Source organism: Mesorhizobium sp. LEGMi-168a, from assembly GCF_058312955.1.
This window is the reverse complement of the sequence record NZ_JBZEGV010000001.1, coordinates 352,670-365,270: the sequence shown is the minus strand read 5'-3', so window position 1 is coordinate 365,270 and position 12,601 is coordinate 352,670. Positions and strand designations below refer to the sequence as shown.

Sequence of the window (12,601 nt, the reverse complement as noted above, 5' to 3'; positions counted from 1 at the left end):
CGAGCGTGAGAACGCTCAGCCACAAGGCACTTGTGTTTTTCGGCCGTTGTCGCTAATCGCCCCGCATTCGACTGAACTGAAGGTCAAGGCCGCCCAAGGAAAGAGACTATGGCAAAAGGTAAATTCGAGCGCACCAAGCCGCATGTGAACATTGGCACGATCGGGCACGTCGATCATGGCAAGACGTCGCTGACGGCGGCGATCACGAAGTATTTTGGCGAATACAAGCGCTATGACCAGATCGACGCGGCGCCTGAAGAGAAGGCGCGCGGCATCACGATTTCGACGGCGCACGTCGAGTACGAGACGGCCAACCGTCACTATGCCCACGTCGACTGCCCCGGCCACGCCGACTATGTGAAGAACATGATCACCGGTGCCGCCCAGATGGACGGGGCGATCCTGGTCGTGTCGGCCGCCGACGGCCCGATGCCGCAGACCCGCGAGCACATCCTCTTGGCCCGCCAGGTCGGCGTGCCCTCGATCGTGGTGTTCCTGAACAAGGTCGACCAGGTCGACGACGCCGAGCTGCTCGAGCTGGTCGAGCTCGAGGTCCGCGAGTTGTTGACCAAGAACGAGTTCCCCGGCGACGACATTCCGATCGTCAAGGGCTCGGCGCTGGCTGCGCTTGAGGACTCCAACAAGACCATCGGCGAGGACGCCATCCGCGAGCTGATGGCTCAGGTCGACGCCTACATCCCGACGCCGGTTCGTCCGCTGGACAAGCCGTTCCTGATGCCGATCGAGGACGTGTTCTCGATCTCGGGCCGCGGCACGGTTGTGACCGGCCGCGTCGAGCGCGGGGTGGTCAAGGTCGGCGAGGAGCTGGAGATCGTCGGCATCCGTCCGACGGCCAAGACGACCTGCACGGGCGTCGAGATGTTCCGCAAGCTGCTCGACCAGGGCCAGGCCGGCGACAACATCGGCGCGCTCTTGCGCGGCATCGACCGCGAGGGTGTGGAGCGCGGCCAGGTTCTGGCCAAGCCGGGCTCGGTGAAGCCGCACAAGAAGTTCGTTGCCGAAGCCTACATCCTGACCAAGGACGAGGGCGGCCGTCACACGCCGTTCTTCACCAACTACCGTCCGCAGTTCTACTTCCGCACCACCGACGTGACGGGCATCGTGACGCTGCCGGCGGGCACCGAGATGGTGATGCCCGGCGACAACATCACCGTCGACGTCGAGCTGATCGTGCCGATCGCCATGGAAGAGAAGCTGCGCTTCGCCATCCGTGAAGGCGGCCGCACCGTCGGTGCCGGCATCGTCGTCACCATCAAGGAATAGTCGATCCGGCTGTTGCCGGTTCGACAAGGAAAGGGCGGTCTTCGGGCCGCCTTTTTTCGATTCCGGCGCTCCGCAGGCCCAAGTCAGGCCAAGTATTGCTGCACGGCTCTCAATTCTGTTGCAAGCGGCATTGCCGCAACTAGTATGGGTTGTACCTGTGGGGGCTTTGCGAGCGTGGTTCCGGAACGCGGTTCAGACAGCTTTCGATGGTGGGGCGGGCTGGTCGGCCTGGTGCTGGCCGCCGCGACCGGTCTGGCCAGCTTTGTCGCTGAGGCCAGGGAACAGGCGCCCGACCTCGGCCCGACGATGCGCTTTGCCGTCGTGCGCAGCAGCGCGCCCGGCTGCGAGCCCAATTGCCCGGAATGGATTGCGGCGGAAGGCACCATCGAGGCCGGCTCGCCGGCGCTGTTCAGGCGCCTTTTGAAGACGCTCGACGGCCGGCAACTGCCGATCGTGGTCAATTCTCCTGGAGGCAATGTCGACGCCGCGCTGCAACTCGGCCGCATGATCCGCAAGAACAAGCTCGACATCGCCGTGGGCACGACGGAGTTTTCCGGCTGCGCGCCGGAGATGAAGAACTGTCGCGACGATGACAGCAAGGCCGCGCCCTATCTCGGCATCGCCTACGACAGCGGCGCGATGTGCAATTCGGCCTGTCCGCTGATGTTTTCCGGCGGCATGCGCCGCATTGTCGGCGAGTGGGCCTTTCTCGGCGTCCACCAGATCACCACGACATATCATCGGGAAAAGCTGCTCTACCGCACGACCTACAGAATTGTGAACGGCAAGAAGAAGGTCATGAGCACCAAGATCGTCAGCCGCAAGAATGCCGGCAGCTACAAGACCTACGAGATGAGCAAGGCGGTCGAGAAACGGCTGTCCGGCTATCTGAGGGAAATGGGTGTCGAGCAGGGCGTGCTGGACGTGATGAAGGCGACGCCGGCAAGCGACATAAGGCAGATAGAGCCCGAGGACATGCTGGAGATGAAGCTCGTCACCAGCCTCGATACGCTCGACCTTCTGACCGGGAAGGCCATTTGCCAACACAGTCCCGTGCCGGCGAACTGCCGAGAAATCCCGACGAACGGCGACGCCAAGCCGGCCGAGATTGCAACCGTCGAGGTCAAGCCGACTTCTCCTCAATCGGTAGAGGCTGCACCATTATCCTTCAAGCCGGAACAGGAGATGCGCTTCGTGCTTGTTCGCGGCAGCAACCCGCTTTGCAACCCCGACTGCCCGGAATGGATTTCGGCGGAGGGGACAATCGTTGCCGGCACGCCCGACAGGCTGCGCGAGCTGATCGATACGGTCGGCGGGCGCCGGCTGCCCATCGTGATCAACTCGCCGGGCGGCGACGTGCAGGCCGCGCTCGCCGCCGGCCGGCTGATCCGCGAGCGCAGGCTGGACGTCGCGATCGCCCGCACGGCCTTTCTCGATTGCGATCCTGGCTCGGCGGGGTGCATCGCCAAGGACGGCCTCCATGCCGGCCTCACCATCGATGCAGGAGCCGAATGCGACGCTGCCTGCGCAGTGATGATCGCGGGCGGCGCCAGGCGCTTGGTTGGAGCCAATGCGCACTTCCGCGTGCACGCGATGGGCATGGAGGAAAAGGTTCGGGCGTATCTCGACGAGATGGCCGTCGGCCCGGGCCTGTTCGCCGCGATGCAGTCAGCCCAGTATGCGAGCCACCGCGAACTCAGCCAGGACGAGATGCAAAAATTCGGGCTGACGACGGGGCCGCAATCGGTGGACGCCCTGACGGGCGCCACCATCTGCAAATCATCGCCGAAGCCCGACAATTGCCGGGTTCTGCCGTCCGCCAATGCCGAGGCGGAGGCGCCGGCGAAGCTGTAGCGCCGATGCGCCAACTGGCCATCGAGGCAGGTTGAGCCGGAGAGGGCCTGCGTTATCCTCCGCGGCCTGTCTGAGCAGAGCCTGCCCGAAAGGATCGACGATGAGCGAGGATATCCCGACTTTGTTCGAATGGGCCGGCGGCGCGGAAGCGCTCAACCGGCTGACGCGGACCTTTTACGACAAGGTGGCCCTGGACCCGACCGTCGGTCCGGTGTTCAGGCATATGTCGCCGGATCATCCCGCGCATGTCGCCGCCTTCATCGGCGAGGTTTTTGGCGGACCGAAGACCTACAGCGAAAAGCATGGCGGCCACCGCGAGATGGTCATGCATCATCTCGGCAAGCACCTGACCGAGGAGCAGCGGCGGCGCTGGATCAATCTCCTGGCCGACGCTGCGGACGAGGTCGGTCTGCCCGACGACCCCGAATTCCGTTCAGCCTTCATGGGCTATGTCGAATGGGGATCGCGGCTGGCGAAGATGAATTCCAATCTCGGCGAGACCTGCGACCCGGAGACCGAGCCGATGCCGGCCTGGGGCTGGGGTGTGCCCGGCGGGCCTTACAAGCCGCCTGCTGGAAAGTCTTAGCGGAAGATGTTGGGTTTCTGCAAAATTCTGAAAAGATGACGCCGCAAAGAACCGTCACGGTCGTTGCATCAATGTGAGACGACCCTGCATGCTGATTGCCCATCTCCCATCGGGCTATATTCTGGGAAGACTCGCGCGGAAACGCTGGCGGGAAGCGCCGGGCATCGTGACGGCCGCAATGCTCGGCAGCGTCATCCCAGATATCGACATGCTCTATTTTCACCTGATCGATGGCGGTCGCACCCACCACCACGCCTACATCACGCATTGGCCGTTGTTCTGGGCCGCGATTGGGTTGGCAGGCCTGTTTATCAGTCGATTGCTCCGTTTGCCGCATCTGCCATTGGTCGCCGTCTTCTTTGCCGGGACCTTGCTGCACATGGTGCTCGACACGGTGGCATCGCCGATCATGTGGCTGGCGCCTTTCAGTCATCATCCCTTTGAGCTCGTGGCCGTCCCGCCCAGCTACCGGAACTGGGTCCTGAGCTTCATCCTGCACTGGACTTTTGGACTTGAGCTCGTGATTTGCACTTGGGCCTTGCGGCTTGCGTGGCTGCGACCGCCACTTCCGGTCGGCGCGCCTCAAAAGGGCACTTGAGTTCTCATCTGCTTTGTGAAATAGCAGCGCCCGTATACGGGCATAGCTCAGTTGGTAGAGCGGCGGTCTCCAAAACCGCAGGTCGTAGGTTCGAGCCCTGCTGCCCGTGCCATCTCCCAAGTGGCGGACTGAAGAAGGGGGTTGCTTCGCCGTTGAAAACCGGCGGGTGGCTTGCCATATAGGGAAAACTGGGGCATAAGGCCCCGTATAGCCGGAACGGAACGACTGGATGGTTCCGAGGCGGCGCTCGAACATAAAGCGGAACACTTGCCACTTGCGTGGACCAAGAATCGGTTTTATGTAGACTGAACAGACACGCGACGCGTGGAGCTGGGAAGCCGGCTTTACGCGTCTGATTTGCGTGGGCGAAATGGTGGCGCTGATTCGCGCCGGCATGAAGCTCAGGCGGCACGTCCCGGCCAGCGGGATCATCCAGGAGACCCGGCCAACGGGTCTTGAAGACAGAGCGGCACATGGCTTCGAAAACCACTAATCCTTTCACCTTTCTCCAGCAGGTTCGCGCGGAGACGGCCAAGGTGACATGGCCCTCGCGCCGCGAGACCATGATCTCGACGGTGATGGTCCTGGTGTTCGCGGTCATCGCCATGATCTTCTTTTTCGCCGCCGACATAGCCATGGGCTATGCGATCGAGTGGATATTGGGCCTCGGACATTAAGTTCGGCGATTACGGAGAGGTCGTGAAATGACTGCGCGGTGGTACATCGTCCACGCTTATTCGAACTTCGAAAAGAAGGTCGCCGAGGACATCGAGAACAAGGCCAAGCAGAAGGGCCTGTCAGGTGATATCGAGCAGATCGTCGTGCCGACCGAGAAGGTCGTCGAGATCCGCCGCGGCCGCAAGGTCGATGCCGAGCGCAAGTTCTTCCCGGGCTATGTGCTTCTGAAGGCCAACCTGACGGACGCGGTCTTCTCGCTGGTCAAGAACACGCCGAAAGTCACCGGCTTCCTCGGCGATTCCAAGCCGGTGCCGATCACCGAGACCGAGGCGCAGCGCATCCTGAACCAGGTTCAGGAAGGCGTCGAGCGGCCGAAGCCGTCGGTCACCTTCGAGATCGGCGAGGCGATCCGCGTTTCGGACGGCCCGTTCGCGTCGTTCAACGGTTTCGTCCAGGAAGTGGACGAGGAGCGGGCGCGCCTCAAGGTGGAAGTTTCGATCTTCGGGCGCGCGGTGCCCGTCGATCTGGAATTCGGACAAGTCGAAAAGGGCTGATCCGAAGATCCCTCAGTCGACAGGCGAAAGGGATCGGCGGCGCGAAGCAAAGCGCTGCCATCAACGGGTGGAAGGCGAAAGCGGCTTAGCCGGCCGCTGGAACCGCACCACCAGACTGCAACCGCCGGCGTTTCCCAGATGGTGGGGCCGGCATGAGAAAAGGCAGGAATAGAGATGGCTAAGAAAGTTGCAGGCCAGCTCAAGCTCCAGGTTGCCGCGGGCTCGGCCACGCCGTCGCCCCCGATCGGCCCGGCGCTTGGTCAGCGCGGCATCAACATCATGGAGTTCTGCAAGGCGTTCAACGCGCAGACCCAGGAGCTGGAGAAGGGGTCGCCGATCCCGGTCGTCATCACCTACTACCAGGACAAGTCGTTCACCTTCGTCATGAAGACGCCGCCGGTGAGCTACTTCCTGAAGAAGGCCGCCAATCTGAAGTCGGGCTCGAAGGAGCCGGGCAAGGTGAAGGCCGGCACGATCTCGCGCGACAAGGTGCGCCAGATCGCCGAGCAGAAGATGAAGGACTTGAACGCAAACGACGTCGAGGCGGCCATGCGCATGGTCGAGGGCTCCGCCCGCTCGATGGGCCTGGAAGTGGTGGGCTGAGATCATGGCAAAGCTTGCAAAGCGCGTGGCAAAGACCCGCGAAGGCATCGACCCGAACAAGGCCTATGCTCTTGGTGAAGCCCTGAAGCTGCTCAAGGAGCGGTCTTCGGTGAAGTTCGACGAGACGATCGAGGTCGCGATGAATCTCGGCGTCGATCCGCGTCATGCCGACCAGATGGTCCGCGGCGTGGTCAATCTGCCGAACGGCACCGGCCGCTCGGTGCGCGTCGCGGTGTTTGCGCGTGGCGACAAGGCCGAGGAAGCCAAGGCCGCCGGCGCCGACATCGTTGGCGCCGAGGATCTGGTCGACATCGTCCAGAAGGGCACGATCGACTTCGATCGCTGCATCGCCACCCCGGACATGATGCCGCTGGTCGGCCGTCTGGGTAAGGTGCTCGGCCCGCGCGGCATGATGCCGAACCCGAAGGTCGGCACCGTGACCCCCGATGTCGCGGCCGCCGTCAAGGCTTCGAAGGGCGGCGCCGTCGAGTTCCGCGTCGAGAAGGCCGGCATCGTCCAGGCCGGCGTCGGCAAGGTCTCGTTCGACGTCAAGGCGCTGGAAGAGAATGTGCGGGCCTTCGCCGATGCGGTGAACAAGGCCAAGCCCGCCGGCGCCAAGGGCAACTACGTCAAGAAGGTGTCGGTCACCTCGACGATGGGCCCCGGCCTCAAGCTCGACATCGCGACGCTCGCCGCGTCGTAAGTGTCGCGTGACCGGCTTCAGGCCGGTCGCACAAGAATTCCGGACCGCCGATCCGTCGGCGGCCCGGTACCCCGGGAGCCGAAAGGTTTCCGGATATCCTGTCCGAGATTGCAGGCGGCCCAAACGCCTTAATTCATCTGGGCCTGCATGAGACGGGTGAAGACCCGACAAAGGAGCGAAAGCTCCAATGAAAGGTTCGAACCGTGTTTGCCTTTTGTCAGCGCATCGCCGGCTTGGCCGTCGGTGTGGCGAAAGGGGGCAGGATCCTCGAGCGCCGTTCGGGAGATCCGTTTTTGGATGGCCCGGCCGGCAAAAGGCAACCCGACTTCTGACCTCGTGAATGAGGCAGAGGTCAACTGGAGATAGGCAGTGGACAGAGCGGAAAAACGCGAACTCGTCACGGGCCTGAATGATGCGTTCTCGAACGCGGGTTCAGTGGTCGTGGCCCACTATGCCGGTATCACCGTCGCGCAAATGAACGACCTTCGGTCGAAGATGCGCGCCGCCGGTGGCACCGTTAAAGTCGCGAAGAACCGTCTCGCCAAGATCGCTCTTCAGGGCACGGACTCCGCATCGATCGTCGATCTGTTCAAGGGACAGACGCTGGTCGCTTATTCGGAGGATCCGGTTGCGGCGCCCAAGGTTACGTCCGATTTCGCCAAGGGGAATGACAAGTTGATCATTCTCGGCGGCGCGATGGGCTCGACCTCGCTCAACGCCGACGGTGTGAAGGCACTCGCCACGCTACCGTCGCTCGACGAGCTGCGCGCCAAGCTGGTTGGCATGATCGCCACGCCGGCAACCCGGATCGCCCAGATCGTCAATGCGCCCGCGGCTTCGGTCGCGCGCGTCATCGGCGCTTACGCCCGGAAGGACGAGGCGGCATGAGGCCGTTCCTCGCTGTCAACAACACACGTTCGAACCTAGTGAAGGAATACACAAATGGCTGATCTCGCAAAGATCGTAGACGACCTTTCGAAGCTGACCGTCCTCGAGGCGGCCGAGCTCTCGAAGCTCCTGGAAGAGAAGTGGGGCGTTTCGGCCGCTGCTCCGGTGGCGGTTGCCGCTGCCGGTGGCGCTGGTGCCGCTGCTGCTGCTCCGGCCGAAGAGAAGACGGAATTCGACGTCGTTCTCGCCGACGCCGGCGCCCAGAAGATCAACGTCATCAAGGAAGTCCGCGCCATCACCGGCCTTGGCCTCAAGGAAGCCAAGGACCTGGTCGAAGCGGCTCCGAAGCCGGTCAAGGAAGGCGTTTCCAAGGCCGACGCCGACAAGTTCAAGGCTCAGCTGGAAGCAGCTGGCGCCAAGGTCGAGCTGAAGTAATAGGCGAGGGCGGGCGGTCTCGCGCCGTCCGCCCCCTCCCTTGGACTGAGGGAGGCTTCACTGCGCGAGACGTTTGAAAACCTCTTTCCTGAGGGCCGGAAGCGGCCTTCAGGAAACGGGTTTTCTCCCGTTTTAGCCGGCAGCCGCCAAGCAATTGGGAAGGCGGCCGGAAAAACAGACAAGGGCAGCCGGCGAGGCGGCCCGTTGATGCAAGGCGAACCGCGGCGAGGTTCGTCCCGAGTTTTGAGCTAAGGAGCGACGATGGCCCAGACCCAGACTTTCAATGGCCGCAGACGCGTACGCAAGTTCTTCGGAAAGATCCCGGAAGTTGCGGAGATGCCGAACCTGATCGAGGTTCAAAAGGCATCCTATGACCAGTTCCTGATGGTGGACGAGCCCAAGGGCGGGCGTCCTGACGAGGGGCTGCAGGCTGTTTTCAAGTCGGTCTTCCCGATCTCCGATTTTTCCGGCTCCTCGATGCTGGAATTCGTGAAGTATGAGTTCGAAGGACCGAAATTCGACGTTGACGAATGCCGTCAGCGCGACCTGACCTATGCCGCGCCGCTCAAGGTGACGCTGCGCCTCATCGTGTTCGATATCGACGAGGACACCGGCGCCAAGTCGATCAAGGACATCAAGGAGCAGGACGTCTACATGGGCGACATGCCGCTCATGACGTCGAACGGTACCTTCATCGTCAACGGCACCGAGCGCGTCATCGTATCGCAGATGCACCGCTCGCCGGGCGTTTTCTTCGACCATGACAAGGGCAAGTCGCACTCGTCAGGCAAGCTTCTGTTTGCCGCGCGCGTCATCCCCTATCGCGGCTCGTGGCTCGACATCGAGTTCGACAGCAAGGACGTCGTGCACGCCCGCATCGACCGCCGCCGCAAGATTCCGGTGACCTCGCTCTTGATGGCGCTCGGCATGGACGGCGAGGAGATCCTGTCGACCTTCTACAACAAGATCACCTACAAGCGCGCCGGCGACCACTGGCGCATTCCGTTCAACGTCGAGCGTTTCCGCGGTCTCAAGGCCGTCGGCGACCTGGTCGACGCGGATACGGGCGAGATCGTCGTCGAGGCCGGCAAGAAGATCACCGCCCGCCAGGCCCGCCAGCTCGGCGAGAAGGGCCTCAAGGCGATCAAGGCGACCGACGAGGACCTGCTCGGCAATTATCTGGCCGAGGACATCGTCAACTACGCCACCGGCGAGATCTTCCTCGAGGCTGGCGACGAGATCGACGACAAGACGCTGAAGGTGCTGCTCGGCACCGGCGAGGACGAGATCCAGATCCTCGACATCGATCACGTCAATGTCGGCGCCTACATCCGCAACACGCTGGCCGTCGACAAGAACGAGAGCCGCCAGGACGCGCTGTTCGACATCTACCGCGTCATGCGTCCGGGCGAGCCGCCGACGCTCGAGACGGCCGAAGCCATGTTCAACTCGCTGTTCTTCGACAGCGAGCGCTATGACCTGTCGGCCGTCGGCCGCGTCAAGATGAACATGCGCCTCGAGCTCAAGGCCGAGGACACCGTGCGCGTGCTGCGCAAGGAAGACATCCTGGCCGTGGTCAAGACGCTGGTCGAGCTGCGCGACGGCAAGGGCGAGATCGACGACATCGACAATCTCGGCAACCGCCGCGTGCGCTCGGTCGGCGAGCTGATGGAGAACCAGTACCGCGTCGGCCTGCTGCGCATGGAGCGCGCGATCAAGGAGCGTATGTCCTCGATCGAGATCGATACGGTCATGCCGCAGGACCTGATCAACGCCAAGCCGGCGGCCGCCGCCGTGCGCGAGTTCTTCGGCTCCTCGCAGCTGTCGCAGTTCATGGACCAGACCAATCCGCTGTCGGAGATCACCCACAAGCGCCGCCTGTCGGCGCTTGGACCGGGCGGTCTGACCCGCGAGCGCGCCGGCTTCGAGGTGCGCGACGTGCACCCGACGCATTACGGCCGCATCTGCCCGATCGAGACGCCGGAAGGCCCGAATATCGGCCTGATCAACTCGCTCGCCACCTTCGCGCGCGTCAACAAGTACGGCTTCATCGAGAGCCCGTACCGCAAGATCGTCAACGGCAAGCTGACCAACGAAGTTGTCTATCTGTCGGCGATGGAAGAGGCCAAGCACCATGTCGCGCAGGCCAATGCCGAGCTCGACAAGCATGGCAGCTTCGTCGACGAGTTCGTCATCTGCCGCAACGCCGGCGAGGTGATGATGGCGCCGCGCGAGAACGTCGACCTGATGGACGTGTCGCCGAAGCAGATGGTCTCGGTGGCCGCGGCCCTCATTCCGTTCCTCGAGAACGACGACGCCAACCGCGCGCTGATGGGCTCGAACATGCAGCGTCAGGCCGTGCCGCTGGTCCGCGCCGAGGCGCCGTTCGTCGGCACCGGCATGGAGCCGGTCGTCGCCCGTGACTCGGGCGCCGCCATCGGCGCCCGCCGCGGCGGCGTGGTCGACCAGGTGGACGCCACCCGTATCGTCATCCGCGCCACGGAAGATCTCGATCCCGGCAAGTCCGGCGTCGACATCTACCGGCTGATGAAGTTCCAGCGTTCGAACCAGAACACCTGCATCAACCAGCGTCCGCTGGTGCGTGTGGGCGACCGGGTGAACAAGGGCGACATCATTGCCGACGGTCCGTCGACCGAGCTCGGCGATCTGGCGCTCGGCCGCAACGTGCTGGTCGCGTTCATGCCGTGGAACGGTTACAACTACGAGGACTCGATCCTGCTCTCCGAGCGCATCGTGGCCGACGACGTCTTCACCTCGATCCATATCGAGGAGTTCGAGGTCATGGCCCGCGACACCAAGCTCGGACCGGAGGAAATCACGCGCGACATTCCGAACGTCTCGGAAGAAGCGCTGAAGAACCTCGACGAGGCCGGCATCGTCTATATCGGCGCGGAAGTGCAGCCGGGCGACATTCTGGTCGGCAAGATCACGCCGAAGGGCGAAAGCCCGATGACGCCGGAAGAAAAGCTGCTGCGCGCCATCTTCGGCGAGAAGGCCTCCGACGTTCGCGACACCTCCATGCGCATGCCTCCGGGCACCTTTGGCACTGTCGTCGAAGTGCGCGTCTTCAACCGCCACGGCGTCGAGAAGGACGAGCGCGCCATGGCGATCGAGCGCGAGGAGATCGAGCGCCTGGCCAAGGACCGCGACGACGAGCAGGCGATCCTCGACCGCAACGTCTATTCGCGCCTTTCCGACATGCTGGTCGGCAAGGAGGCGATCGCCGGACCGAAGGGCTTCAAGAAGGGCTCGAAGCTGTCGAAGGACACGCTCGACGAGTATCCGCGCTCGCAGTGGTGGCAGTTCGCCGTGGAGAACGAAAAGCTCCAGAGCGAGCTGGAAGCGCTGCGCGGCCAGTACGACGACTCCAAGAAGGCGCTCGAGCAGCGCTTCATGGACAAGGTCGAGAAGGTGCAGCGCGGCGACGAGATGCCTCCGGGCGTCATGAAGATGGTCAAGGTCTTCGTGGCGGTGAAGCGCAAGATGCAGCCGGGCGACAAGATGGCCGGCCGTCACGGCAACAAGGGTGTCGTGTCGCGCATCGTTCCGGTCGAGGACATGCCTTTCCTCGAGGACGGCACGCATGCCGATATCGTGCTCAACCCGCTGGGTGTGCCGAGCCGCATGAATGTCGGCCAGATCCTGGAGACGCATCTGGGCTGGGCCTGCGCCGGCATGGGCAGGAAGATCGGCGAGCTGATCGACGCCTATAAGGGTGGCGGCGACATCAAGCCGCTGCGCAAGACGCTGGAAAGCTTCATGCCTTCCAACGACCGCAACGAGCCGATCCGTGAGTATGACGACGAGAGCATCATTCGCCTCAGCGAGCAGATGCGCCGCGGCGTCTCCATCGCGACCCCGGTGTTCGACGGCGCGCACGAGGCCGACATCAACACCATGCTGGAGCAGGCGGGCCTGCACACCAGCGGTCAGTCGCAGCTCTATGACGGCCGTACCGGCGAGCCGTTCGATCGCAAGGTGACGATGGGCTACATCTATATGCTCAAGCTGCATCACCTGGTGGACGACAAGATCCACGCGCGCTCGATCGGTCCGTACTCGCTGGTCACCCAGCAGCCGCTGGGCGGCAAGGCGCAGTTCGGCGGCCAGCGCTTCGGCGAAATGGAGGTCTGGGCGCTCGAGGCCTACGGCGCCGCCTACACGCTGCAGGAGATGCTGACGGTGAAGTCGGACGACGTCGCCGGCCGCACCAAGGTCTACGAGGCGATCGTCAGAGGCGACGACACGTTCGAGGCGGGCATTCCCGAGAGCTTCAACGTTCTCGTCAAGGAAATGCGGTCCCTCGGCCTCAACGTCGAGCTGGAGAACACCAAGATCGAAGACGCTCCCGTTCGGCTGCCAGATGCTGCTGAATAGGGGCGCAGCCGAGTAAGGCA

General features: G+C 63.2%; 11 protein-coding genes and 1 tRNA gene. All 12 read left to right on the top strand.

What is annotated here, in order from left to right; all coding sequences use genetic code 11:
* Positions 1-108 precede the first annotated feature (108 nt).
* The 12 genes from tuf to rpoB all read left to right on the top strand — a co-directional run bounded on the left by tuf (position 109) and on the right by rpoB (position 12,581).
* Entirely contained in the window at positions 109-1,284 is a 1,176-nt protein-coding gene (tuf, locus tag AC4FWB_RS01870; RefSeq protein ID WP_066989565.1) for an elongation factor Tu, read from the top strand.
* Positions 1,285-1,458: 174 nt separating this feature from the next.
* Positions 1,459-3,138 (top strand): COG3904 family protein, encoded by a 1,680-nt coding sequence (locus tag AC4FWB_RS01865; RefSeq protein ID WP_491024066.1) that lies wholly within the window; start codon positions 1,459-1,461, stop codon positions 3,136-3,138.
* Positions 3,139-3,238: 100 nt separating this feature from the next.
* Positions 3,239-3,724: a group II truncated hemoglobin gene (locus AC4FWB_RS01860; protein WP_491024065.1), complete on the top strand. Its 486-nt coding sequence runs from the start codon at positions 3,239-3,241 to the stop codon at positions 3,722-3,724.
* Positions 3,725-3,812: 88 nt separating this feature from the next.
* Entirely contained in the window at positions 3,813-4,322 is a 510-nt protein-coding gene (locus tag AC4FWB_RS01855) for a metal-dependent hydrolase (protein WP_491024064.1), read from the top strand.
* 36 nt (positions 4,323-4,358) lie between these two features.
* Positions 4,359-4,434: transfer RNA gene (locus tag AC4FWB_RS01850), tRNA-Trp, on the top strand.
* Between the two features lie 361 nt (positions 4,435-4,795).
* On the top strand, positions 4,796-4,999 hold the full coding sequence (secE, locus tag AC4FWB_RS01845; RefSeq protein ID WP_040974128.1) for a preprotein translocase subunit SecE: 204 nt from the start codon (positions 4,796-4,798) through the stop codon (positions 4,997-4,999).
* A gap of 27 nt (positions 5,000-5,026) precedes the next feature.
* Positions 5,027-5,554, top strand: a complete 528-nt coding sequence (nusG, locus tag AC4FWB_RS01840) for a transcription termination/antitermination protein NusG (RefSeq protein WP_126054423.1) — start codon at positions 5,027-5,029, stop codon at positions 5,552-5,554.
* 174 nt (positions 5,555-5,728) lie between these two features.
* Positions 5,729-6,157, top strand: coding sequence for a 50S ribosomal protein L11 (gene rplK, locus AC4FWB_RS01835; RefSeq protein ID WP_059189557.1), 429 nt, complete (start codon positions 5,729-5,731; stop codon positions 6,155-6,157).
* A 4-nt stretch (positions 6,158-6,161) separates the two neighbouring features.
* On the top strand, positions 6,162-6,860 hold the full coding sequence (gene rplA, locus AC4FWB_RS01830) for a 50S ribosomal protein L1 (protein ID WP_491024063.1): 699 nt from the start codon (positions 6,162-6,164) through the stop codon (positions 6,858-6,860).
* A gap of 369 nt (positions 6,861-7,229) precedes the next feature.
* Positions 7,230-7,748, top strand: a complete 519-nt coding sequence (gene rplJ / locus AC4FWB_RS01825) for a 50S ribosomal protein L10 (RefSeq protein ID WP_491024062.1) — start codon at positions 7,230-7,232, stop codon at positions 7,746-7,748.
* Positions 7,749-7,802: 54 nt separating this feature from the next.
* Positions 7,803-8,183 (top strand): 50S ribosomal protein L7/L12, encoded by a 381-nt coding sequence (gene rplL / locus AC4FWB_RS01820; protein ID WP_059189560.1) that lies wholly within the window; start codon positions 7,803-7,805, stop codon positions 8,181-8,183.
* A 261-nt stretch (positions 8,184-8,444) separates the two neighbouring features.
* Positions 8,445-12,581 (top strand): DNA-directed RNA polymerase subunit beta, encoded by a 4,137-nt coding sequence (gene rpoB / locus AC4FWB_RS01815; RefSeq protein ID WP_491024061.1) that lies wholly within the window; start codon positions 8,445-8,447, stop codon positions 12,579-12,581.
* Positions 12,582-12,601: the final 20 nt, after the last annotated feature.